This is a genomic window from Vibrio sp. R12-SG2-ISO1 (assembly GCF_059834045.1).
On record NZ_JCBDGO010000008.1, the window covers coordinates 620,570 to 643,803 of the forward strand.

A 23,234-nucleotide genomic window follows, 5' to 3' on the forward strand; every position below is an offset into this window, starting at 1 on the left:
CAGGTTAAAACTCTTTTTGTATCCAATTACGCACTCGAGCAAAAAAACCGGTAACTGACTGGCGAGAAGGCTCGTTGTATTCCGTCTCATCATTTACCTGACTGTCGCGCGCGTAATGAAGTAAACCCACAGCCGTAGAATGATACGGCTCTTTGACATAATCCGTTAAGCCGCTCACCTCTAGTGGCTTGCCAACTCGTACTTGGTTGCGGAACACGCGCTCCGCACACTCAACCAAACCTTCAATTTGTGATGCGCCACCTGTGAGCACCACACCTGCGGCAAGATGGTGTTTAATCCCCTCTTCACGCAGTCTTTCTTGAACAGTATCGATCGTCTGGTTCACCAGACCCATTAACTCAGTATAACGAGGCTCTATCACTTCAGATAGAGTTTGACGTTGTAAACTTCGCGATGGACGCCCTCCAACGCTAGGAACGTTAACTGTGTCATCTTTGCTGACCAATTCACTCACTGCACAGCCATATTTGACTTTAATCTCTTCAGCATCGCTGACTGGCGTGCCAAATGCAAAGGCTATATCACTAGTCACCGCATTTCCTGCGTAAGAAAAGACCTCAGTGTGACGTAATGCGCCGCCGGTCCAGATGGCCACATCCATGGTGCCTGCACCAATATCAACCACACACACGCCTAGTTCACGCTCATCTTCTGTAATGACCGCATTACTTGACGCAAGGCCAGAGTAGACCAAATGCTCCACCGTTAAGCCGCAACGCTCAACCGCTTTAATAATGTTTCTCGCCATATCATTGTGGCAAGAAATGAGGTGCACGCTGACTTCCATGCGCACCCCTGACAGACCGAGTGGATTTTTGATTCCCTCTTGGTAGTCGATCGTAAACTCTTGTGGGATGACATGCAAAATACGCTGCTCATCGCCAATTTTAATAGACTTAGCGGTATGAATCGCACGATCCATGTCTTCTTGTGACACTTCTTCTTCGGAGATAGTGCCCATCCCCTTTTCGATACGGCTAGCAATATGGCGACCAGACAGCGAAATGTAGACGTTGCGAATTTGGCACTCAGCCATCAACTCCGCTTGGTCCACCGCGCGCTGAACCGATTTCACTACCGACTCTAGGTCGTTGACTCCGCCTTTATCCATACCACGCGACGGGCTAATCCCAGCGCCAATAATATTAATTTGACCATCAGGCAATACTTCGCCCACCAGAGCCGATACGGTTGCAGTGCCTATATCAAGACCAACAATAATGTTGTCATCAGCGGTCTTAGTCATCTGTACTCTCTTGTTCTAACTCTTGATCAGGGAACCATCCAACGGATGCTCCCGTGTCATACCTGAGGTCAATGTAGCTCACTCTTAACGTGTCGCTACCTAAATTCTGATACAGAGAAACAAATCGATTGATGCGTTCCTCTAACGACTCTTTACCCAATTCCAAACGAATGCCGTTATCTAGAATGATTTGCCACGCTCGGCGCTCGTTTTGCACCAAGGACGTAATCGACAAATTGAGCGCGGTAAATTTCGGGCTAATTCGACGCCACACGTCCAACACTTCTTGGCTGGTACCCTGTGGGCCGTAGAGCTTTACCCGCTCTTCTTCTAGTTGGCCGATGTCACCATTGAAGACGTCTCCCTGCTCATTCAGCAATGCGTTGCCATTCCAAATTGCCGCCGCTTGGTGCTCAGTAAGAAACACTTTGACGGTGTCTGGCCATTGCTTGCGTATTGAGGCGTGAGAGACCCAAGGGATCGCTTCAGCCATCGTCTGCAACACCTTGATATCTTGTGACATAAAGGTTCCGACATGATCCAAATGCGCAAAAGCACGTTGGACATCGAGGGCAGAGACGTAGTGCAAATCACCTTGCAAGACAATTTTTGAGAGTGGCAGACGCTGGTCATCCCACATCCATGAAATCGTCGAATAAAGAAGGGAGCCAATTAACAGCAAAACCACCAGTAAAAACCCACCGCCAACCGCGTGGTTTTTAACAAGTGGGGAAGAGGTTAGATGACGGCTTTCATTAAAAGCACTTTTAATCAAAGTCCATAGTCCTTGCTATTTGTTCGCAATTTTCCCTATCTTCTTTTGCAATAAGGCAAAAGCACTTATTTTAACTTTCGGATTATACTGGCGTCACTGAAAGTATCAAATACTGAAAGTGAGAAATCGCCGCTTAAAACACAGAAAGTGCATCAAACCGCGATTTTTCACCCTTAAATCTACGCCTGACGCATCTTATCGATATTTAACTCAAAAGCCGCCAACTGTTTTGCCACTTTACCGACATCCCCCGCCCCTTGAGTAAGCACTAAGTCACCGTCTTGTAAGACATTCGCAAGGACGGAAGGTAACGTACTGCTGTCTGGGACAAAAATGGGGTCAATACGACCACGTGAACGAATCGTTCTGCACAATGATCGACCATCTGCACCAGCAATGGGCTTTTCACCTGCCGCATAGACATCCAGCATGATCAAGACATCCACTTGTTCCAGCACGTTGGCGAAATCATCGTAGAGGTCTCGCGTTCTGCTGTAACGGTGGGGCTGAAAGATCATCACTAAGCGTTTTTCTTGCCAACCGTTTCTCGCGGCTTGAATGGTCACATCCACTTCTGTCGGGTGGTGGCCATAATCATCAACCAGCATTGCATGTCCCTTGCCAGTTTCGAAGTCACCTAGATGATCAAAGCGGCGGCCGGTTCCTTGAGTGCCTGCCATGGCGCGTAAAATCGCCTCATCGCTGACATCATCTTCCGTTGCTACGGCGATGGCCGCTGATGCATTGAGCGCATTATGGCGCCCTGGAATATTCAGGGTAATGTCTAGGTTAGCGCGATGTTTACGTACGACAGTAAACTTGCCCTGCTGGCCTTCTTGGCGATAGTTTTCAATGCGCACATCGGCATCTTCTGAAAAACCGTAAGTAATCACTTGGCGGCTCACTTTAGGAATCAGTTCACGCACGACCGCGTCATCGACACACAAAATCGCTTGGCCATAAAACGGCAGGTTGTGCAGGAAATCGATGAACGTTTGTTTGAGCGTTTCAAAATCCCCGCCATAGGTGTCCATATGATCCGCTTCAATATTGGTAACGATACTGACCATAGGCTGCAAATGGAGAAACGAAGCGTCGCTTTCGTCCGCTTCCGCAATCAAAATACGGCTAGAGCCCAATCTTGCATTGGTTCCCGCGCTTTTGACCAAGCCACCGTTGACAAACGTCGGGTCTAAGCCTTCTTCAGAATATATCTGCGTGACCAAGGCCGTTGTGGTGGTTTTACCATGTGTGCCCGCCACCGCAATACCGTGACGAAAACGCATCAGCTCGGCCAACATTTCTGCGCGGCGAACGACAGGGATACGGGCTTCACGGGCAGCCTTAATTTCTGGGTTTTGCTCGTTGATGGCAGTAGAGACAACCACCACACTGGCGTTGGCGACGTTGTCTGCATGGTGACCGATATAAATCATCGCCCCCTTTTGCTCGAGGCCCTGCGTAACCGGATTTTCTGCGATATCTGATCCCGTGATTTGGTAGCCTTCATTGAGCAACACTTCTGCGATGCCACTCATACCCGCACCACCGATGCCGATAAAGTGAATGCATTTCACGCGGCGCATTTCTGGCACCATGGCACGAATCTGCGCCAAATCTTGTGTATGTTGAATTGTCATAATCGTTCTCTATTTCTGTGCCAGTTCGATGATCGCCGTTGCCACCACTGTATCAGCGTCAAGTTTGGCGGCCGCGCGTGCCTTCTCTGCCATAGAGAGAAGATCATCACGGCTCAGATGGCGAATACCTTCGGTCAATGACGCCACACTGAGCGCCGGCTGCTCAATCATTTTTGCGGCGCCGCATTCTACCAGATGATCCGCGTTCAACGCTTGTTGGCGATCTTTGTGCATAAAGGGAATAAAAATAGCCCCGACCCCCGCCGCTGACACTTCCGACACCGTCAACGCACCAGAGCGGCAGACCAGAAGATCGGCCCAAGCGTATGCCGCAGCAACATCATCGATGAATTCCACCACTTCAGCCTGCTCGACGTTTTGATCTTGATAGGCTTTTTTCACAGAATCCGCGTTATTTTTACCCGCTTGATGGCGAACTTGATAACCACTTCCTAGGTTGGCCATCACCTCAGGTAAGGTTTGATTTAAAATCCGCGCACCTTGACTGCCACCCATAACCAAAATACGAATCTCATCGCTACGCTCACTCATGCGCACTGTCGGGCTTGGCAGTGAAATCACATCCTCACGCACAGGGTTCCCCACCACTTCTGCATGAGTAAATGCCCCCGGAAACGCCTGAAACACCTTGCTCGCAATACGTGATAACCATTGATTGGTGAGACCTGCAACCGCATTTTGCTCGTGCAGTACTACTGGAATGCCCAACAGTTTCGCTGCCACGCCACCTGGGCCACTGACATAGCCGCCCATGCCCAATACCACATCCGGTTGCCAGCGTTTGATGTGCGCTTTGGCCTGAAAGATCGCATTGATGATTTGAAACGGCGCCGCGAGAAGTTTCGCTAACCCCTGTCCACGCAAGCCTTTGACTTTGATAAAGTCGATATCGATACCGTGTTTCGGTACCAACTCGGCTTCCATTCGATCCGCAGTCCCTAGCCAGCGAATTTCCCAACCTTGCTGCTGAAGTTTTTTGGCAACGGCTAAGCCAGGGAAAACATGACCGCCTGTACCGCCGGCCATGACCATAAGTTTTTTAGTCTGAGTCATTATTCGATTTCTGTGTTGAGTCAGGCGCATCAACCCGGCATTCGAAGTCAATGCGAAGTAAGATAGAGACGGCCACCGCCATGATAATCAAGCTAGATCCGCCGTAACTGATAAGCGGCAAGGTGAGACCTTTGGTCGGTACCATACCGGCCGCAGCACCGACATTGACTAAGGTTTGAAACGCAAACCAAATGCCGATACCAAATGCCAGATAGCCGCCAAAAAGATGCTGGTGCTCAAACGCTTTTCTGCCAATAAAAATGGCTTTGATCACCAAGCTAAAAATCAGCATTAGCACGAGCACAACGCCGACAAAGCCCAACTCTTCGGCTAACACGGCAAACACAAAATCTGTGTGCGCTTCAGGTAAGTATTCGAGCTTTTGAATTGAATTACCAAGGCCTTGACCAAACCACTCACCTCGGCCAAAAGCCATCAATGACTGCGTCAATTGGTAACCGCTGCCGAAAGGGTCTTCCCACGGGTCGAGAAACGAGGTGACGCGGCGCATGCGGTAAGGCTCGATCCAAATCAATCCGACTACCGCTGAAATGCCGACCACCATCAAGGCAAGAAACTGAGTCAGCTTGGCTCCAGCGATAAACAGCATGCCAAACAGCGTCACCAACATCACGATAACGGTGCCTAAATCGGGCTGAAGAAGCAGCAAACCAGCTAATGTTCCAAATACGATGATGGGCTTAATAAACCCACCAAAGAAGCTCGATTGAACCTCATCGCGTTTACGCACTAAGTATCCGGACATAAAAATAAACAGTGACAATTTCGCCACTTCGGCAGGCTGTAAGTTAAACAGTCCTAGCGGAATCCAACGTGAGGCGCCATTGACCGATTTTCCCGCCACCAGCACCACGCACAGCAAGAAAATAGACAACAGCAGCAACCAAGTACTGTAGTCGAGCCATTTGCGCATCGGGACTTGTAAAATAACCGCGGACGTTCCGAGCGCGAGGACAAGAAACAGCGCATGGCGAAACATAAAGTGGAAAGGCTGGTCAGTCAGACGTGAGCTGATAGGAAACGATGCGGATGTCACCATCACCAGACCTGTCAACATTAACCCAAGCGCAATCCAGACCAATTGTCGATCGTACAGTGAGTCTGGGCTGTCACTGGTGAGCCAATGTTGCACTCTGTGGATGGCACTGGAAATCGGCATATCGTCCTTGCTATTATGCGTAGGTGAGAGCAAGCTCGCGGAATGCATCACCGCGCGCCATAAAGTTGTTGAACTGATCAAAGCTCGCACAAGCCGGTGAAAGCATCACCATGTCACCCTCGCTGAGCTGAGGGGCGACCCACTCAATCGCATCACTCATACGGTCAAATCGTTTTGCACTAGGGTGCAAGGGCATAAACGCCTCACCATCCACGCCAAAGCAGCAAAGCTGCACGTTGAGCTTCGACAGTGGCGATGCCAATTCGGAAAAATCCGCGCCTTTGCCGACACCGCCGACAAGTAGGTAGAGTCGTCCTGTCAAGGAGAGCCCAGATAGCGCCGCCAACGTACTGGCGACATTGGTCGCTTTCGAATCATTGACCCACTTAACGCCGCGTTTGTCAGCCACCACTTGGCAACGATGTGTTAAACCTTGATAAGCCTTGATAGCCGGTAAGGCTCCCTGGAGCTCTATACCCGCTTGATTCAGCAGCGCCAATACCACCATCACATTCGCAACATTGTGCTGGCCCACCAGAGCAAGCTCATCGGTCGCTAAAATAGGACTATCTTGACATACAATCCAGTCACGACCTTGAGATTGTCGTAAATGGTAATCCGCCTCTTGCTTGAGTGAGAACGTCACTAGGTCGCAAGCGTTGTGATCTGGGTAGGTTTGCTTGTCGTCTGCATTCACAACCCCTTTGATGGCATGGTCGAAAATGCGCAGTTTGGCCGCACGATACGCCGCCATTCCAGAGTAGCGGTCCATATGGTCTTCACTCAGATTGAGAAAAGCCGCGGCCACTAGATGCAAAGAAGAGGTCGTCTCTAATTGAAAGCTCGACAGTTCAAGAACGTAAAGATCCGCCTCTTGCTTTAGCAGATCCAGTGCGGGAACGCCGATGTTTCCACCCACGGCGGTCTTGACGCCCGCAGCGTTCGCCGCCAACCCCGTCAGATCCGTGACGGTACTTTTGCCATTCGAGCCAGTAATCGCGATCACCGGTTTGCTGACATGCCAAGCAAAAAGCTCAATGTCGCCCACGACTGGCGTGCCTTTAGCAATCACTTGCTGAATCTCAGCCGTTGCCAACGCAATACCCGGGTTGACCACGACCAAGTCTGCACGCTCTAGCCATTGCGTTTGCCATCCACCACTGTGCAATGCAACATCACTCGGCAGCGACTCTTGACCCGGCGGGCACTGGCGCGTATCGATCACCTTAATGTCGAGCGCATTCGGTAAACGCTTAAGGTAATTCACCACCGACAAACCGGTGATACCCAAGCCAACCACGACGACGTGGTGAATCGACTCCCATCGAGAGGGATTGGCATGAATAGACTCGCGCATGGCCATTCCTTTTATCCTATTGGCGAAACAAAGCGGGGATTAGCGAACTTTCAGCGTCGCTAGTCCAATCAAAACAAGTACGATAGAGATGATCCAAAAACGAACGATAACCCGAGGTTCCGGCCAGCCTTTTAACTCGTAGTGATGGTGAATCGGCGCCATACGGAAAATACGCTGTCCACGCAGTTTGTATGAGCCCACTTGAAGGATCACCGATAAGGTTTCCATCACAAACACGCCGCCCATGATCACCAATACAAACTCTTGACGCACCAACACGGCAATCGTACCAAGCGCACCGCCAAGAGCCAGTGAACCAACATCGCCCATAAAGACTTGTGCAGGGTAGGTGTTAAACCATAAAAAGCCTAGCCCCGCTCCCACGATCGCCGTACACACGACGACTAACTCTGATGCGTGAGGCACGTATGGAATGTGCAGGTAATTGGCGAAATTAACGTTGCCCGTGGCCCAGGCAATGGCGGCAAAACCTGCAGCGACCAGTACCGTTGGCATGATCGCCAACCCATCCAAACCATCGGTTAAATTGACCGCGTTGCTGGTGCCGACAATCACAAAATAAGTCAGCACGATATAGAACAGACCTAGCTGCGGCATAATATCTTTGAAAAAGGGCACCACCAGTTGTGTCGCCGCGGTATCTTTACCGTGAGCATAAAGTGCAAACGCCACCACTAATGCGATCGCGGATTGCCAGAAATACTTCCAACGCGCGATCAAGCCATCGGTGTTTTTGCGCACGACTTTGCGATAGTCGTCGACAAAGCCGACGGCCCCGTAGCCCGCAAGTACAGCAAGCACAGCCCAAACATACGGGTTAGCCAGATCCGCCCAGAGCAGAACCGTTGTCATGATCGCCGTTAAGATCATCACACCGCCCATGGTTGGTGTGCCACGCTTACTAAAGTGTGACTCTGGCCCTTCGTTACGCACCACCTGACCAATTTGCAACATCTGCAATCGGCGAATCATACGAGGCCCCATCCACAAAGAGATCGCTAAAGCCGTCAATACACTGACAATGGCTCGGAACGACAAATATTCGAACAGGCGAAAAAATGAAAAGTATGGCTGTAGCAGCTCCGCAAGCCAAATAATCATGCAAACATCTCCTTCACAGCAGCCGCGACTTTAAACATACCGGCGCTATTGGCACCTTTGACCAGCAAAGTTTGTGGCCCTTGGTGCGTCTTTATCTGCTGCTTAATATAATCAATCATGCTCTCATGAGAGCAAAAATGTGTCCCCTGGCAAACCTGGCTGATAACCTCTGCGTCATCACCATAGGTCAACACATAAGGGAAGTTAAAGGGGGCAGCATGTTCACCGACTTGACGATGAAGTGCAAGGCTTTCGTCACCAAGCTCTGCCATATTCCCCAAAATTAGCCAGCGCGTCCCATCAAAACTCGATAAGAGATCCACCGCCGCTTTCATGGCGGGGACGCTGGCGTTGTAGCTGTCATCGATAAGACGAATCTCATCGGTCAATGCGACGGTTTCAACGCGCCCTTTCACTTTGGCAAGACTTTCTAGCCCTTTGACAATCATCTCATCGCTGGCACCTAACTCTTTCGCCAGAGCCGCCGCAGCCAGTGCGTTGGCAACATTGTGCTGACCAATAATACCGAGTTTGACGCTCAGCTCACTACTTGGCGTGCGCAAAATAAAACTTGCCTCACCCATCGCGTTTAACACCACGTGAGTAGCAAAGTAGTCTGCGCTTGTATCGGTCATAGAAAAGGTTTTGACCTGTTTATCGGCCAAGACACTGCTCCAATGCTCACCACCATGACTATCGAGATTGACGATCGCCACTGAGCCAGGCGCAAGCCCTTGGTAGATCTCCCCTTTTGCTTGCTTCACGCCCTCTATCGAACCAAAGCCTTCTAAATGCGCCGCCGCAACGTTGTTCACGAGGGCTACATCGGGTTTGACCAAGGCGGTCGTATAGGCGATTTCACCAATGTGGTTGGCGCCGAGTTCAATCACGGCATAATCATCTTCCGGCGTCGAGCGGAGTAAGGTCAACGGCACACCTATATCGTTGTTGAAGTTACCCGCAGTAAACAGCACTTGTCCTTGAAGACTCATGATGCTAGCGACCATCTCTTTCACCGTGGTTTTACCGCAGCTTCCTGTGATCGCCACCGTCGGGGTTTCGCATAACTGATGAACGAAGGCGCCTAACTGCCCTAGCGCCACTTTGGAGTCTTTGACCAATAGCTGAGGGATATCAAGCGGCAAAACTCGACTGACCAACAGCGCCGCCGCGCCGGAATCAACGGCTTTGGCCGCAAAATCGTGCGCATCAAAACGCTCACCGACCAAGGCAACAAACAGCGCGCCCGTTTCGATGGCACGCGTGTCAGTTGACACACTCTCGATCGCCACATTTTGGCCAATCAACTCCGCCGACAGTGGCTCGACTAATTGAGATAACATCATAGTGATCATAATGGAGACTCCAATAGCTCTGCCGCCGACTCACGATCAGAGTAGTGCACGGTTTTATCTGCCAGAACTTGATAATCTTCATGGCCTTTGCCTGCAAGCAAGATAATGTCTTGCGCTTGGCTGTTGGCTAGCGCGTAACGCAAGGCTTGATAGCGATCATGCTCGACAATCGCTAGATTTGGCCTCGCCATGCCATCCAGCATATCTTGCACGATGGCCTTAGGATCCTCGCTGCGCGGGTTATCATCGGCCAAAATAACCTGATCAGCCAGTTGTTCACCAATCGAAGCCATCATTGGACGCTTACCCGTATCCCGATCGCCACCGCAACCGAAAATCGCCCACAGTTTGCCGTTACAATGAACGCGCAGCGCTTGCAACGCTTTTTCTAATGCGTCTGGCGTGTGCGCATAATCGACCACCACTTTCGCTTTCCCGGGTGAAGCGAACAGCTCCATACGTCCAATGACGGGCTCTAGTTGAGGCGCTGTCGCCATCAAGACCGATTTATCAAAACCCAACTCAAGCAACGTTGTCATCGCCACAAGCACGTTACTGGCATTGAACTGGCCGATGAGGGGCACCTGAAGCTCACCTTGGCCATAGAGACCATCAAAGTGCAGCTCGATACCCTGTTCTGAATACAATACATGATGAGCAAACACGGCGCGTTTGTGGGTCGTTGGAGAGAGAGAAACCGCCGTCGCGTGATCAAGCTCAGTCAGCCACTGGGCACCGACGGCATCATCGGCATTGATGATCGCGTGCTGGCAGACATGATCAGTAAAGAGCATTTGCTTAGCACGAGCGTATTCATCCATCGTGCCGTGGTAATCGAGGTGGTCACGACTTAAGTTGGTAAACACGCCCGCTGCAAACGGAAGCGCTTTCACCCGGCCTTGAACCAAACCATGAGACGAGATTTCCATCGCGGTGTAGTGTGCACCTCGCTGCTGAAGCTGAGACAGCATCTGACAAATCGTCACGGCACTGCCTGTGGTATTGACCGCAGGCTGCAAGTTCTCGAGAAAACCATTACCCGCAGTGCCGAGCACCGCCGCACGCAGCCCTAGCAGCTCTAACCATTGAGCGATGAGCTGCGTCACTGTGGTTTTGCCGTTCGTACCAGTGACGCCAATCAGATGATTCCCTGCGACTGGATATAGGGAGAGCGCCAACTGAGATAAACGCTGATCAAGTGCATCAACATAGACTACGGGCACCGACTGAATGTATTCCACCAGACCATGCGGAGCACGCGAACACGCCTGTGCAATAACGGCATTGGCCCCTTGAGCAATCGCAGCCGGAATAAACTTCCTCGCATCCAAAGCGTGACCTTGGATGGCAACGAAGGTCGATCCTTTGGTCACTTGGCGACTGTCGAGCTCAAGTTGGCGAACAGGTATCGCGAGCTCATCGCCCAACTCAAGCCAAGGTCGTAATAATTGCGTTAATGTGAGTGTTGTTGGCATTGGCTCTCTCACTTACTCATTTTTAAATCGGTTTTCATCAGGGGCGACATTGAGCAGTTGCAATGTCCCTTTGAGAATTTCGGCAAACACGGGACCCGCGACCGAGCCTCCGTAGTAGTTATCACCTTGAGGCTCATTGATCACCACTACCAGCGCCACTCGCGGTTTACTGGCCGGCGCTACCCCCGCGGTATAGGCGAAGTATTCATCTCCGTATCCCCCCGCGATCGCTTTGCGTGATGTGCCGGTTTTCGCCGCAACTCGATAGCCCGGTACTGCCGCTTTGGTTGCAGTGCCGCCCGGCTGTGTGACAGTTTCTAGCATTCTCAACACCATTTTCGCGTGCTCGCTGTCAATGACCTGACGTGAAAAATCTTGTTGGTTGTTCTCTATGATGTGCACGGGCTGATAGACGCCGAAGTTGCCCAAGGTGGAGTACGCATGCGCCAGTTGGAGCGGGGTAATGGTCAAGCCATACCCGAATGATAAGGTCGCAATTTCAAACTTCGACCAGCGACGGCGATTGGGGAAGATACCGGAGGTTTCACCGACCAAGTTTAATCCCGAAGGTTGACCAAATCCGACCGAACTGTACATACCAAGCAGAGCCTCAAGCGGCATATCGAGTGCCAGTTTGGTCACGCCGATGTTACTCGATTTCTGCAAGATGGTCGTCAGATCGGCTTTGCCCACTTTCGACGTATCTCTAACCTTGCTGCCACCAATTTCAAACACGCCATTGCCGGTATCGATGACCGTATTGGCATCGGCGCTGCCATTGTCAAGTGCCGCTAGTACCACAAAGGGTTTCACGGTTGAGCCCGGCTCAAATGCGTCGGTGATCACGCGGTTGCGCATTTTCGCTGATTGAAGGTCACTTCGATTGTTGGGGTTGTAGGACGGCGCATTCACCATCGCCAACACCGCGCCCGTTTGTACATCAAGCACCACAGCCGATCCTGACGTCGCACGGTGATCGGCGACCGACTGCTTAATCGCTCGATACGCAATCGCTTGAATGCGCTGATCGATGGTCAGTTCAAGCGGTTTGCCCTCTTCACGCTCTTCGAGTGAAATATTTTCAACAACTCGACCATAACGGTCTTTACGAATGATCTGTTTACCTGCCTCTCCGGTGAGCCATTTATCATAACTGCGCTCAACCCCTTCGAGGCCGTGACCATCAATTCCCGTCACCCCCACTAAGTGCGCACTGACTTCGCCCGCGGGGTAATAGCGACGTGATTCCGCTTTTAATCCTACGCCAGACAGCTTCAGCTCTCGCACGTAATTGGCCATGGCTGGGCTAACTTGCCGTTGCAAATAGACAAAGCGCCTTGAGCGGTTACGATTAATTTTGTCGATCAGCTCCTCGCGCTTAAGGCCCAATACATCGGCCAGCGCGTGCCAACGATCAATATCGCTCAGGCCACCATGTTTGAAAATGTTGACCGGATCGGCCCACACAGCCTCAACGGGCACACTGACCGCCAGCGGCTCACCATTACGATCAGAAATAATGCCGCGCGCCGAGTGTAAGGTTTTCGCGCGCACTGAGCGAAGATCGCCCTGTTTGATCAAGTTACCCGGCTCAACCACCTGAATAAACGCAATACGAGCAACGAGCGCCATAAAAATGCAGAACACAATAAAGAGCACCAAATAAAAGCGCCAGCGAATTAGGCTCGCCGGAGTGTCCGTTTCTTGCGGTTTGATGGGTTCGACGTTCTTTTTGCTCATGGGAGTGTAATGATGACTTCTTTGTCTGAATCGGGGCGCTTCATCTCGAGCTCTTTGATCGCCACATCTTGGACTCGGCTGTGCTCAGCCAGAGCCGTCTCTTCCAAGATCAAGTTGCGCCACTCGTTATCAAGGCGCTCTCGCTCACCAAGAGCACTATCTTTCTCAGTGACCGCCTGTCTCGTGTGATGGGTAGTAAAGACCACCGCCATAGCGCTGGAAAAAATCAACATCAATAAAAGCAGCGGCACTCGACCTACAGTCAGTAGATCGAGTGCGATAATTTTAGCGAGGTTCCCTTTTGCCTGACTCATAGGAGGTTACAGTTTCTCGGCAATCCTTAGCACCGAGCTGCGCGAGCGCGCATTGAGCTCAACTTCTTGTTGGCTCGGTTTAATCGCCTTACCCACCGCTTTGAGGTTGGCACTACCAAGCGCACGAATCTGCGCTTCAGTCATTGGGATGCCATGTGGCACCTCTGGGCCTTTGCTCTCTTTGCGGATAAAACGTTTCACCATACGATCTTCAAGAGAGTGGAAGCTGATCACTGACAGGCGTCCCTGCGGCGCAAGAATGCTCGCGGCGCCCTTGAGTGCGGTGTCGATCTCTTCAAGCTCACTGTTGATGTAGATTCGAAAGGCTTGGAAGGCGCGCGTCGCTGGGTGTTTTTTCTCTTTGAAGCTTTTCGGAGCCGCGTCGGAAATCAGTTTCGCCAGCTGACCGGTGCGCACCAAGGGCTCGTTCTCTTCGTTTTCTCGATAGGCAACAATGGCTTTGGCAATTCGGCGAGCATGCTTATCTTCGCCAAACTCACGAATTACCCAAGTAATATCATCAAGGTCTGCTTGTGCGAGCCATTGAGAGACCGGCATGCCGGAAGTAGGATCCATACGCATATCGAGGGGGCCATCTTTCATAAAGCTGAAGCCGCGTTCTGCGTCGTCAAGCTGTGGCGATGACACGCCAAGATCAAGCAGCACGCCATCCACCTTACCCACGAGATCATACTGTTTCGCGTATTCAGCCATGCCTGAAAATGGACCATGGATGATGGTAAATCGCGGATCATCAATCTTGTTGGCTTCTGCAATCGCTTGTGGATCACGGTCAATACTATAAAGGCGTCCGTTTTCACCAAGCTGAGATAAAATCGTACGGCTATGACCACCTCGTCCAAATGTGCCATCGATATAGACGCCATCAGGTTTAATGGCCAATCCATCAATCGATTCATGAAGTAAGACGGATATGTGTTTAAATGCTTCGGTCATAGTTATCTCGGTTTGCTCTCGCATTCACGTGCTAAGGGTTCCAGTGTACTGATTTAACGCTCATTCGCCACCTTTAGACACAAGGAAGGCGTGATTTTGCGCTAAGTTTATTGCTTACAAAATAAATTTCGTCAGCGTAAAGCAAAAAACCCATCATAACCTAAGTTACGATGGGTCTTAAAAAGGTGGAGCCGACATATAAGCCGGGTTCTGTACCGTTTGCACGGTGGTAGCCATTCGTCTAGGCCAGCAATCACTCACTGGCTCGAGCAACCTACCCGCCCCCTTACGCGAGCAACGCAATGTGGAGGCCTATTTGGTCTTGCTCCGGGTGGAGTTTACCTTGCTACGAACTGTTGCCAGTCGCACGGTGCGCTCTTACCGCACCCTTTCACCCTTACCTGTGCTCATTCCGAAGAAATTGAGCCATCGGCGGTCTTCTCTCTGCTGCACTTGTCGTAGGCTTGCGCCCCCCAGGCGTTACCTGGCACCCTGCTCTATGGAGCCCGGACTTTCCTCCCCTTCATCAGTCTCCCCCACACAAGGTAAGGGGACATCAATAAAGCAGCGGCTACCGAGTCGACTCCGGTGGCGGATTGTATAGAGAAGCCATCAGCCTGTCTAGGGGAATGTGTGTGAGCGCCTAAATAACCAACAACTTGACTAGATTAGAGGTGTTCAAGCCCCCACTTATAGAGTGCATTTTTTTTCAGGTTGTAGATCTCAGCCGCCAGCGCTGCGGCCTTTTTTAACGGCAGTTCTTGGGTCAAAATAGCCAATGTTCGAGTAGCTTCATCCGGCAGGCCGTCATCACTGTCGGCGCGATAACCGTGAATTAATAGCGCCATTTCGCCTTTTTGTTGGTTTTCATCACTGCGCACCCAATCAACGAGCTCACCCAGCGGCATGCCTTGAATGGTTTCGAACGTTTTCGTCAGCTCTCGCGCTAACACCACTTCACGCTCAGGGCCTAAGATCTCCAGCATGTCAGCAAGAGAGTCAAGAATGCGGTGTGGGGACTCATAAAAAATACAGGTTCGCTCTGCCTTTGCAATCTCTAAGAACTTGTCTTTACGACCTTTACTTTTGGCAGGCAAAAATCCCTCAAAACTGAAACGGTCAGAGGGGAGACCGGAGGCGCTTAATGCTGTGACCACCGCACATGCTCCAGGCAAAGGCACAACTTTGACGCCCGCTTGACGACATTGAGTGACCAAATGGTAACCTGGGTCACTGATCAGTGGCGTTCCTGCATCCGAGACCAGCGCAATGGAGTGCCCAGCTAACAATTTATCAACTAACACTTGCGCTTTTTGCTGTTCATTATGATCATGGAGGGCGAAAGTTCGAGTTGGGATATTGAAGTGAGACAGCAGCTTACCCGTGTGACGGGTATCTTCTGCAGCAATCAAATCCACCGATGACAACACCTCTATCGCTCGCTGAGTAATGTCGCCCAGATTACCGATCGGGGTGGGTACAATGTAGAGGGTTGGCACCTCTGTCGGTAAGGTTTTGCTATCTGTCATTTGTTTACCATCACTTCAACGATTAATATAGACACAATTTTATACGGAATTACGAAAGAACTCATGGCTAACAATCACCATAAGCGCCCAAGTGTAACACGCTTACTTACTCCTGTAGCACTCGCTATTACATTGGCTGCGTGTTCCTCATCGCCGAAAACGCCGCAGTCTGTCGATATTTTACTCGATCCCTCTCAACCGGTAGAAACCTACCTAATGCGGGCAGACAGCACGACCGGCAGTTTGCAAGTGGATTGGTTGATCATGGCACTGAAAGCCTCTGTTGAAGCCGGTGACGTGGTGCAGTCAGAGTTACTGATTAAGCGCCTTGCGAGACAAAGCCTCACGCCACAGCAGCAAGCAGAGTGGCAATTGACTCGCGCCGACTTGCTCATCAGTCAAGGTCAGCATGGTAATGCCTTGTCTCAGCTCAATTTTCCAGCGTCTTGGTCGCTGCCTCGTCAGCAGTGGCAAGAGTACTATCAAAAACGCGCCGCGCTGCAGAGCAAGCAAGGTCTCTACCTTGACGCGTCTCGATCCTTAATTGCCCAAAGCGAACTGCTCAATGCCTCAGAGCAAGCCTCTATCGCCGATGGCGTCTGGCAGAACCTGTCGCAGTACTCGCTGTCTGAACTTGCCAAACTGCGCGTGGCACCGAATGAAACCGTACTGACCGGTTGGCTAGAATTGGCCAATGACAGTAAAGCGTTTGCCAGCAACATTCCGCAATTAAAATCGCGCTTGGAACGTTGGATGGCGAGCAATCCTGACCATCCAGCCGCGCTGTATACACCCCAAGCCCTCAGCGACATTCTGGCACTCGATATTACAAAACCCGTGAACACTGCGCTGCTGCTGCCTCTTTCTGGCAAGTTTGCTAAACAAGCGCAACTGATTCGCGATGGGTTTATTTTCAATATGATGAATGATGATGCGCGTGATGAGAACGCGACCCTGACCGTCATTGATACCAATACACTGGATATGGCGAACTTAGACGCGACGCTAATCGAAAAGAACATCGACTTTATCGTTGGTCCGCTATTGAAAGAGAACATCGAAGCGCTGCAAAAAGCGCAACAAGCCAGTGCCCACTCACTGCCGATGTTGGCTCTCAATATTCCAGATGAAACCAACTTGGGTCACAACACCTGCTACTTAGCGCTTTCTCCTGAACAAGAAGTGGCACAAGCGGCGAAGCACTTGTTTGAACAAGGCGCTCGCTACCCACTCATCCTTGCGCCGCAAGGTCGTTTGGGCGAGCGCGTCGTCGAGTCCTTCGAACAAGAGTGGGATAAATACAGTGAGAATAAAGTGGCAGTGAGTCTCTTCGGTGATAAGCGCCAGTTGCAAAAAAACATCAACACCATTTTTGGTTTGCAAGAGAGCCAGCAAAACATCGCGCAAATGGAATCACTGTTAAATATCCCACTTGAAACACAGCCACGCAGCCGTCGAGATGTGGATGCGGTGTACATCGTGGCGACCAGTGCCGAAATAACCCTGATCAAACCTTTCATCGAAGTGGCGATCAACCCAGACACGACGCCTCCAGCACTCTACTCTAACTCTCGCAGTAACAGCGGCCAACGTCAGTACGAGGATTTGACGGGCGTCAGCTACAGTGATATTCCACTCCTTATCCACCCTGATGCCCACCTCAAGCAGCAGATGAACAGTCTGTGGGCCAATAGCTCACACGCGGAGAAACGACTTCAAGCGATGGGGATGGACGCCTACACCCTGATGGAAGTACTGCCACAAATGAAAGTGATCGAAGGCTACTCAGTCGAAGGACAAACCGGAATTCTGAGCATCGATGAGCACTGTGTCGTACAACGTGAAATCAGCTGGGCTCAACACGGCAGTGCGCAATAAACGCGCACACGGCGAACACTATGAACGCCTGGCTGAGCAGCATCTGCTGAGTCAGGGGTTAGTCGCGCTTGAACGCAACTTTACAGCGAAAAGCGGCGAGTTAGATCTGATCATGCGCGATGGCGACGCCATCGTATTTGTTGAAGTTCGTTACCGAAAGAGCACTTCGTTTGGTCATGCTGCTGAAACCGTGACCTACAGTAAAATGCAAAAACTCGTGCGAGCCGCCAATGTGTGGCTCATCAAGCATGGCCTTTCGGTGCACGATACCCATTTTCGATTTGACCTAGTGGCGATTCATGAGCAAGGTAGCCAAATCGAATGGATAAAAAACGCAATCACTCAAGGATAATCAATGCTAGAGAGCATTAAAGACAGTTTTAAAGAAAGCATTCAAATTCAAATTGCCGCCGCAGAAGCGCTACCCGATGCGATCACTCACGCAGCGCAAGGCATGGTGGCAAGCTTACTCAACGGTAACAAGATTCTCTGTTGCGGTAATGGTGGCTCCTCATCGAACGCACAACAATTTGTCTCTTGCTTACTCAATCGCTTTGAAACAGAAAGACCTAGCCTACCCGCGATGGCGCTGACTGCCGACAACACAACGCTGACCGCCGTCGCCAACGATTACCACTACACTGAGATTTTCTCAAAACAAGTGCGTGCTTTTGGCCAACCTGGCGATATTTTACTGGCGATCTCAACCAGCGGTAACAGCAAGAACATCATCAAGGCGATGGAAGCGGCAGTCACTCGCGATATGACCATCATCGCGTTAACCGGTAAAGACGGTGGCGAGATGGCTGGGTTACTCGGTGAGCATGATGTGGAAATTCGCATTCCATCTCACAGAACCGCGCGAATTCATGAGGTTCATATGGTGACTTTGCACTGCTTGTGCGATCTTATTGACCAAGTGTTGTTTCCTGCTCACGAAGAGTAAGCCATGAAGTCATTGAAAACGATTATCTTTGTATTAATTACCAGCCTATCCCTCACAGGCTGTGCCGGGTTGTTTATTGCCGGCGCTGCAACAACGGCCGCTATTGTGATTGATCCACGTACCACGCAGGAGATCTGGAACGATAACAATATTGAGTTCGAAGTGGCGGGAATCGCAAACAAAGAGCCAGTTCGCGGTAATGCTCGTGTTACCGCCAGCTCCTACGAAGGAACAGTCGTCCTAATGGGGCAAGCAAACGATGCGGCGTTGAGTGAGCAAATTGAACAAAAAGCTCGTGAAGTGAAAGGCGTTAAAACCGTCTATAACCAAATTCGCATCAAAGCACCGCTAAGCGCTGGCGAAGTAAGTCATGACAGTTGGATCACAACCAAAGTGAAATCAGCGATCTTGACCGACTCTGAGCTGAGCGGCATCAAAATCAAAGTGATCACAGAGGATAAAGAGGTCTTCTTGCTTGGCTATGTCTCACCACAACATGCCGATAAAGCGACCGATATTGCGCGCAATATCTCTGGGGTGAAACAAGTCATCCGCGCCTTCCAGATTGCGGAAAGTAATGAATAAGCGGCTCGTCGCTTATCTCTAATCGAGCTGCTCTCTAATCGATATATAAAAAAAGCCGCATCACAATGCGGCTTTTTGCTATCGTTTCATTCGCGTTACTTGATGACACGCAAACTCGGTCGACCTTTGGGTCTAGGTGGTTCATCACTTGGCTCAGTCTCTTCGACCTCTTCCTCAGTCGCTACAGACAGTGGGAATAGAGGTTCATCTTCCAAGCTTTCTTCAATCTCACCGAGGTAAGCATCTTCGGGTTCAAACATCGTCCCTGCACCATTTTCACGGGCATAGATGGCTTGAACAGCATAGAGAGGCACAATCACAGAGTGTGGGCGACCACTGAAACGGGCGCTGAAGGTGATCGCCTCATTGCCCAGCTCCAAATTACCCACAGCGCGAGGCGCAATATTGAGGATAATTTGGCCATCTTGAATAAACTCTTCCGGCACACGAACGCCTGGTAATGTTGCTTCAACAACAAGATGAGGCGTTAAATCGTTGTCCACCAACCAGTCATAAAATGCACGAAGCATATACGGTCGGCGTGGGGTCATTTTCTCGATATCCATGCCAACCATTAACGCATTAGACGCATTTCACGTTCAGCTTCAGTCAAGGATGCTAGGAATGAATCACGCTCAAAGACACGGTTCATGTAAACCTTCAGCTCTTTTGAGCCTGGGCCAACCAGTTCGATTCCCATTTGTGGTAAACGCCACAATAAAGGAGCAAGGTAACAATCGACCAAGCTGAACTCTTCGCTCATGAAGTATTCGTATTCCGCGAAGACTGGGCCAAGAGTCAAAAGATCCACTCTGAGTTTGTTACGTGCAGATTCTGCTTCATCAGCTGTGCCGTTAAGCACTTTTTCAGCCAATGAGTACCAGTTTTTCTCGATACGGTAGATCATCAAACGCGTGTTACCGCGAGCAACCGGGTAAACCGGCATCAATGGAGGATGAGGGAAACGCTCGTCCAAGTATTCCATGATGATCTTTGAGTCATACAGTGACAACTCACGATCCACTAAGGTTGGTACTGATTTGTATGGGTTCAGTTCACCAAGTTCCGCAGGTAGGTTTGCTTCATCAACAAGCTCTACTTCAACACTTACGCCTTTCTCTGCTAGAACAATACGTACCTGATGGCTATACATATCAGATGCACTTGAGAATAGAGTCATCACAGAACGTTTATTGGCAGCTACAGCCATGGAGCCCTCCAGCACACTTACATAAATAAAACAATGGAGGCTAAGCCTCCATTGTCAACATAAAAATTTGGAAATTAGCGCAGTATGATAGCACAATTAATGCACATCACGCCAATACTCTTTCTTGAGCAGCACAACCACGATACTAAAGATCACTAGGAAGCCCATTACCCACCAACCTAGCGCATGGCGCTCAAGTTTGACTGGGTCACCGGAGTACTCAAGGAAGTTCACCAAATCGCGTACCGCGTTGTCGTACTCTTCTTGGTTAAGCTCGCCCGTCCCATCCGATTCAATACCGACGACCACTTGCACCTCTTCACCATTCACGACTTTGGTGCCGTAAACAGGTTTAGGAATGCCTTGCAGCTCTTCCAATACATGCGGCATACCGACACTTGGGAACACAACGTTGTTGACCCCAAATGGGCGCGCAGGATCTTCATAAAACGAACGTAGGTAAGTGTACAACCAATCCGTACCACGCACTCGAGCGACAAGCGTCAAATCAGGTGGTGGCGCACCAAACCATTTAGCGGCCGACTCTTCAGGAATGGCATTTTCCATCAAGTCGCCAACTTTGGCTTCTGGGTCAAAAATCAAGTTCTCTTTGAGCAGATCCACTGGAATGCCAATGTCACGTCCAACACGCTCATAACGCTGATATTGCGCTGAGTGACAGCCAAAACAGTAGTTCATAAAGAGCTTGGCACCGTTTTGCAACGACGCTTGATCTGAGATGTCGTTGTTCGCTTTATCGAGTGGAACGCTCACACCCGCTGCCATTGCCAACGATGGCAGCATTGCAAATAAAACTACAATCCATTTTTTCATTTGAATGTCACCCTTTCTGGTAATGGTTTCGTCGCTTCATTTTTGCTGTAGAAGAACAGCAAGACGAAGAACATGAAGTAACCCAAGCTAAAGATCTGCGCAAGGAGTGTGTACGTCGGGGTCGCTGGAAGCGCACCCAAAATACCCAAGGCGATAAAGCTAATGGTGAACTGGATGATATTGAATAAATGGAACTTACTGCGGTAGCGGTAAGAGCGAACTTTACAACGGTCAAGCCAAGGCAAAATGAACAGCACAGCAATCGATGCGCCCATAGCAAGAACGCCGATAAGCTTATCTGGCACCGCACGCAAGATGGCATAGAATGGCGTAAAGTACCAAACAGGGGCAATGTGCTCTGGCGTTTTCAGTGGGTTTGCCGCTTCAAAGTTTGGCGGCTCAAGGAAGTAACCGCCCATTTCTGGGTTGAAGAACAACACATAACAGAACAGGAACAAGAAGCCAGCTACACCAATCAGATCTTTCACCGTGCCGTAAGGGTGGAACGGGATAGAGTCGATGATGTCGTATTTCTTCGTGTAGTACTCATGGAATTTAAATTGAGGTTGGTAATCGTCACCCATTGAGCCTTTTGGCAGCTTAGTTTCGATACCATCTGGGTTGTTTGAACCCACCTCGTGCAGCGCAAGAACGTGCAGCACAATCAGCAGCAGCAACACGATTGGCAGAGCGATAACGTGCAAGGCGAAGAAACGGTTCAATGTCGCGCCCGAGATAACGTAGTCACCACGAATCCAAAGTGTGAGATCATCACCAATGACCGGAATCGCGCCAAAGAGTGAGATGATAACCTGAGCACCCCAGTAGGACATTTGGCCCCAAGGCAGCAGGTAACCCATAAATGCTTCGGCCATCAAGACCAAGAAGATCAACATACCGAAGATCCAAAGCAGCTCACGAGGCTTCTGATATGAGCCGTAGATCAAACCACGGAACATGTGCAGGTAGACAACAACAAAAAACGCAGACGCGCCTGTGGAGTGCATGTAGCGAAGTAACCAACCGTACTCCACGTCACGCATGATGTATTCAATCGATGCAAACGCCCCATCGCCCGATGGCACGTAGTTCATGGTTAACCAAATCCCCGTCAGGATCTGGTTCACTAACACCAACATTGCGAGAGAGCCAAACAGATACCAAAAGTTAAAGTTCTTCGGCATTGGATACTCAGACAGGTGCTTTTTGTACGCATTCATTGCGGGTATGCGTTTTTCTACCCAATCAAGTAGAGCTTGCATTATGCCTCCCCAGTTTCATCAACACCGATAATGATTTTGGTATCACTCAGGTACATATGTTTAGGGACCACTAGGTTTAGTGGTGCCGGAACGCCTTGGAATACTCGACCAGCCATATCAAATTTTGAACCGTGACATGGACAGAAGAAACCGGATTTCACGCCTTGCACTTGCTCGCTAAAAGTGTCGGGTAGATAAGTCGGCGAGCAACCTAGGTGTGTACAGATCCCCACAGCAACGAAGTACTCTGGTTTGATAGAACGGTAGGCATTTTGTGCATATTCAGGCTGTTGTTCTTCGCCTGACTGTGGGTCTCGAAGTTGGCCTTCGAGGTTTTTCAATCCATCGACGACGGCTTGTGCACGACGGACAACCCAGACAGGCTTACCACGCCACTCAACACGAACCATCTGCCCTTCTTCAAGCTTTCCGATTTCCACTTCAACAGGGGCACCCGCAGCTTTTGCTTTTTCACTTGGGTTCCAAGATTTTATAAAAGGAACGGCGACAGCAGCAGCTCCTAAACCACCGACAACCGCAGTTGTCGCAGTCAAGAAACGTCTGCGGCCGTTATTTAAAGGCGCATTGCTCATCCAAACATTCTCCCATTTGCTCCCTATGGTCTGGGCCTCGTGACCCTATTAAAATCCCTTAAAGAGCATGGCTAACAAAATACGAATTTAGTTGTATTTATTTGATGGCAAATGATAAATAAAACCCTACTTTTTGACAAG

General features: G+C 50.3%; 22 protein-coding genes and 1 other RNA gene. 4 read left to right on the forward strand and 19 right to left on the reverse strand.

The annotated features are described in order from the left end of the window. Positions 1 to 4: 4 nt before the first annotated feature. The 14 genes from ftsA to rsmI all read right to left on the reverse strand — a co-directional run bounded on the left by ftsA (position 5) and on the right by rsmI (position 15,785). Positions 5 to 1,267: a cell division protein FtsA gene (gene ftsA / locus AC6R10_RS08245; protein WP_487901317.1), complete on the reverse strand. Its 1,263-nt coding sequence runs from the start codon at positions 1,265 to 1,267 to the stop codon at positions 5 to 7. Next, positions 1,260 to 2,042, reverse strand: a complete 783-nt coding sequence (locus AC6R10_RS08250; RefSeq protein WP_334554348.1) for a cell division protein FtsQ/DivIB — start codon at positions 2,040 to 2,042, stop codon at positions 1,260 to 1,262. The genes ftsA and AC6R10_RS08250 overlap by 8 nt, the downstream gene beginning before the upstream one ends. A gap of 179 nt (positions 2,043 to 2,221) precedes the next feature. Further along, positions 2,222 to 3,682 carry a UDP-N-acetylmuramate--L-alanine ligase gene (gene murC / locus AC6R10_RS08255; protein WP_500671958.1) on the reverse strand — a complete coding sequence of 487 codons (1,461 nt, stop codon included), beginning with the start codon at positions 3,680 to 3,682 and terminating at the stop codon, positions 2,222 to 2,224. Between the two features lie 9 nt (positions 3,683 to 3,691). Continuing rightward, complete coding sequence (murG, locus tag AC6R10_RS08260) at positions 3,692 to 4,756, reverse strand: undecaprenyldiphospho-muramoylpentapeptide beta-N-acetylglucosaminyltransferase (RefSeq protein ID WP_500671959.1); 1,065 nt, start codon at positions 4,754 to 4,756, stop codon at positions 3,692 to 3,694. Beyond that, entirely contained in the window at positions 4,743 to 5,936 is a 1,194-nt protein-coding gene (gene ftsW, locus AC6R10_RS08265; protein ID WP_487901320.1) for a cell division protein FtsW, read from the reverse strand. Before ftsW ends, murG begins: the two co-directional genes overlap by 14 nt. A gap of 13 nt (positions 5,937 to 5,949) precedes the next feature. Next, complete coding sequence (gene murD, locus AC6R10_RS08270; RefSeq protein ID WP_500671960.1) at positions 5,950 to 7,293, reverse strand: UDP-N-acetylmuramoyl-L-alanine--D-glutamate ligase; 1,344 nt, start codon at positions 7,291 to 7,293, stop codon at positions 5,950 to 5,952. Positions 7,294 to 7,332: 39 nt separating this feature from the next. Further along, positions 7,333 to 8,415 (reverse strand): phospho-N-acetylmuramoyl-pentapeptide-transferase, encoded by a 1,083-nt coding sequence (gene mraY, locus AC6R10_RS08275; protein WP_334554339.1) that lies wholly within the window; start codon positions 8,413 to 8,415, stop codon positions 7,333 to 7,335. Continuing rightward, a complete protein-coding gene (locus tag AC6R10_RS08280) occupies positions 8,412 to 9,770 on the reverse strand; it encodes a UDP-N-acetylmuramoyl-tripeptide--D-alanyl-D-alanine ligase (RefSeq protein WP_500671961.1) in 1,359 nt (452 codons plus the stop codon). The genes mraY and AC6R10_RS08280 overlap by 4 nt, the downstream gene beginning before the upstream one ends. After that, entirely contained in the window at positions 9,767 to 11,245 is a 1,479-nt protein-coding gene (gene murE / locus AC6R10_RS08285) for a UDP-N-acetylmuramoyl-L-alanyl-D-glutamate--2,6-diaminopimelate ligase (RefSeq protein WP_500671962.1), read from the reverse strand. The genes AC6R10_RS08280 and murE overlap by 4 nt, the downstream gene beginning before the upstream one ends. 12 nt (positions 11,246 to 11,257) lie before the next feature. Continuing rightward, positions 11,258 to 12,985, reverse strand: coding sequence for a penicillin-binding transpeptidase domain-containing protein (locus AC6R10_RS08290; protein WP_500626511.1), 1,728 nt, complete (start codon positions 12,983 to 12,985; stop codon positions 11,258 to 11,260). Continuing rightward, positions 12,982 to 13,299 (reverse strand): cell division protein FtsL, encoded by a 318-nt coding sequence (gene ftsL, locus AC6R10_RS08295; RefSeq protein WP_500626510.1) that lies wholly within the window; start codon positions 13,297 to 13,299, stop codon positions 12,982 to 12,984. Before ftsL ends, AC6R10_RS08290 begins: the two co-directional genes overlap by 4 nt. A gap of 6 nt (positions 13,300 to 13,305) precedes the next feature. Next, positions 13,306 to 14,256 carry a 16S rRNA (cytosine(1402)-N(4))-methyltransferase RsmH gene (rsmH, locus tag AC6R10_RS08300; protein WP_500626509.1) on the reverse strand — a complete coding sequence of 317 codons (951 nt, stop codon included), beginning with the start codon at positions 14,254 to 14,256 and terminating at the stop codon, positions 13,306 to 13,308. 183 nt (positions 14,257 to 14,439) lie between these two features. Further along, an RNA gene (gene rnpB, locus AC6R10_RS08305) (RNase P RNA component class A) lies at positions 14,440 to 14,843 on the reverse strand. An 81-nt stretch (positions 14,844 to 14,924) separates the two neighbouring features. Beyond that, on the reverse strand, positions 14,925 to 15,785 hold the full coding sequence (gene rsmI / locus AC6R10_RS08310; RefSeq protein ID WP_334554327.1) for a 16S rRNA (cytidine(1402)-2'-O)-methyltransferase: 861 nt from the start codon (positions 15,783 to 15,785) through the stop codon (positions 14,925 to 14,927). Positions 15,786 to 15,848: 63 nt separating this feature from the next. Here rsmI and AC6R10_RS08315 point away from each other — a divergent pair, with 63 nt between their 5' ends. Genes AC6R10_RS08315 through AC6R10_RS08330 form a run of 4 tightly spaced genes read left to right on the forward strand, consistent with a single transcriptional unit; the run spans position 15,849 to position 19,194 of the window. After that, positions 15,849 to 17,663, forward strand: a complete 1,815-nt coding sequence (locus tag AC6R10_RS08315; RefSeq protein WP_500671963.1) for a penicillin-binding protein activator — start codon at positions 15,849 to 15,851, stop codon at positions 17,661 to 17,663. Then, on the forward strand, positions 17,605 to 18,015 hold the full coding sequence (locus tag AC6R10_RS08320) for a YraN family protein (RefSeq protein WP_500671964.1): 411 nt from the start codon (positions 17,605 to 17,607) through the stop codon (positions 18,013 to 18,015). The genes AC6R10_RS08315 and AC6R10_RS08320 overlap by 59 nt, the downstream gene beginning before the upstream one ends. Before the next feature lie 3 nt (positions 18,016 to 18,018). Then, positions 18,019 to 18,609, forward strand: coding sequence for a phosphoheptose isomerase (locus AC6R10_RS08325; RefSeq protein ID WP_334554322.1), 591 nt, complete (start codon positions 18,019 to 18,021; stop codon positions 18,607 to 18,609). A gap of 3 nt (positions 18,610 to 18,612) precedes the next feature. Continuing rightward, on the forward strand, positions 18,613 to 19,194 hold the full coding sequence (locus AC6R10_RS08330; protein WP_487901328.1) for a BON domain-containing protein: 582 nt from the start codon (positions 18,613 to 18,615) through the stop codon (positions 19,192 to 19,194). Between the two features lie 95 nt (positions 19,195 to 19,289). On the opposite strand, the gene sspB is transcribed toward AC6R10_RS08330, so the two are convergent. From sspB to petA, 5 genes are all read right to left on the reverse strand, one after another. Further along, entirely contained in the window at positions 19,290 to 19,760 is a 471-nt protein-coding gene (sspB, locus tag AC6R10_RS08335; RefSeq protein WP_334554318.1) for a ClpXP protease specificity-enhancing factor, read from the reverse strand. 8 nt (positions 19,761 to 19,768) lie between these two features. After that, on the reverse strand, positions 19,769 to 20,404 hold the full coding sequence (gene sspA / locus AC6R10_RS08340; RefSeq protein ID WP_334554316.1) for a stringent starvation protein SspA: 636 nt from the start codon (positions 20,402 to 20,404) through the stop codon (positions 19,769 to 19,771). Positions 20,405 to 20,500: 96 nt separating this feature from the next. Continuing rightward, the gene (locus tag AC6R10_RS08345; protein ID WP_487901329.1) at positions 20,501 to 21,238 is read right to left on the reverse strand and encodes a cytochrome c1; all 738 of its coding nucleotides are present in this window, start codon (positions 21,236 to 21,238) and stop codon (positions 20,501 to 20,503) included. Beyond that, positions 21,235 to 22,500 carry a cytochrome b gene (locus tag AC6R10_RS08350; protein WP_334554312.1) on the reverse strand — a complete coding sequence of 422 codons (1,266 nt, stop codon included), beginning with the start codon at positions 22,498 to 22,500 and terminating at the stop codon, positions 21,235 to 21,237. Before AC6R10_RS08350 ends, AC6R10_RS08345 begins: the two co-directional genes overlap by 4 nt. After that, positions 22,500 to 23,093, reverse strand: coding sequence for a ubiquinol-cytochrome c reductase iron-sulfur subunit (gene petA, locus AC6R10_RS08355; RefSeq protein WP_334554311.1), 594 nt, complete (start codon positions 23,091 to 23,093; stop codon positions 22,500 to 22,502). The genes AC6R10_RS08350 and petA overlap by 1 nt, the downstream gene beginning before the upstream one ends. Positions 23,094 to 23,234: the final 141 nt, after the last annotated feature.

Excerpts from the sequence above, each read along its gene's own strand:
- ftsA (WP_487901317.1), bottom strand. The coding sequence starts at position 1,267 with ATGACTAAGACCGCTGATGACAACATTATTGTTGGTCTTGATATAGGC.
- murC (WP_500671958.1), bottom strand. The coding sequence starts at position 3,682 with ATGACAATTCAACATACACAAGATTTGGCGCAGATTCGTGCCATGGTG.
- murG (WP_500671959.1), bottom strand. The coding sequence starts at position 4,756 with ATGACTCAGACTAAAAAACTTATGGTCATGGCCGGCGGTACAGGCGGT.
- ftsW (WP_487901320.1), bottom strand. The coding sequence starts at position 5,936 with ATGCCGATTTCCAGTGCCATCCACAGAGTGCAACATTGGCTCACCAGT.
- murD (WP_500671960.1), bottom strand. The coding sequence starts at position 7,293 with ATGCGCGAGTCTATTCATGCCAATCCCTCTCGATGGGAGTCGATTCAC.
- mraY (WP_334554339.1), bottom strand. The coding sequence starts at position 8,415 with ATGATTATTTGGCTTGCGGAGCTGCTACAGCCATACTTTTCATTTTTT.
- AC6R10_RS08280 (WP_500671961.1), bottom strand. The coding sequence starts at position 9,770 with ATGATCACTATGATGTTATCTCAATTAGTCGAGCCACTGTCGGCGGAG.
- murE (WP_500671962.1), bottom strand. The coding sequence starts at position 11,245 with ATGCCAACAACACTCACATTAACGCAATTATTACGACCTTGGCTTGAG.
- AC6R10_RS08290 (WP_500626511.1), bottom strand. The coding sequence starts at position 12,985 with ATGAGCAAAAAGAACGTCGAACCCATCAAACCGCAAGAAACGGACACT.
- ftsL (WP_500626510.1), bottom strand. The coding sequence starts at position 13,299 with ATGAGTCAGGCAAAAGGGAACCTCGCTAAAATTATCGCACTCGATCTA.
- rsmH (WP_500626509.1), bottom strand. The coding sequence starts at position 14,256 with ATGACCGAAGCATTTAAACACATATCCGTCTTACTTCATGAATCGATT.
- rsmI (WP_334554327.1), bottom strand. The coding sequence starts at position 15,785 with ATGACAGATAGCAAAACCTTACCGACAGAGGTGCCAACCCTCTACATT.
- AC6R10_RS08315 (WP_500671963.1), top strand. The coding sequence starts at position 15,849 with ATGGCTAACAATCACCATAAGCGCCCAAGTGTAACACGCTTACTTACT.
- AC6R10_RS08320 (WP_500671964.1), top strand. The coding sequence starts at position 17,605 with ATGAGCACTGTGTCGTACAACGTGAAATCAGCTGGGCTCAACACGGCA.
- AC6R10_RS08325 (WP_334554322.1), top strand. The coding sequence starts at position 18,019 with ATGCTAGAGAGCATTAAAGACAGTTTTAAAGAAAGCATTCAAATTCAA.
- AC6R10_RS08330 (WP_487901328.1), top strand. The coding sequence starts at position 18,613 with ATGAAGTCATTGAAAACGATTATCTTTGTATTAATTACCAGCCTATCC.
- sspB (WP_334554318.1), bottom strand. The coding sequence starts at position 19,760 with ATGGATATCGAGAAAATGACCCCACGCCGACCGTATATGCTTCGTGCA.
- sspA (WP_334554316.1), bottom strand. The coding sequence starts at position 20,404 with ATGGCTGTAGCTGCCAATAAACGTTCTGTGATGACTCTATTCTCAAGT.
- AC6R10_RS08345 (WP_487901329.1), bottom strand. The coding sequence starts at position 21,238 with ATGAAAAAATGGATTGTAGTTTTATTTGCAATGCTGCCATCGTTGGCA.
- AC6R10_RS08350 (WP_334554312.1), bottom strand. The coding sequence starts at position 22,500 with ATGCAAGCTCTACTTGATTGGGTAGAAAAACGCATACCCGCAATGAAT.
- petA (WP_334554311.1), bottom strand. The coding sequence starts at position 23,093 with ATGAGCAATGCGCCTTTAAATAACGGCCGCAGACGTTTCTTGACTGCG.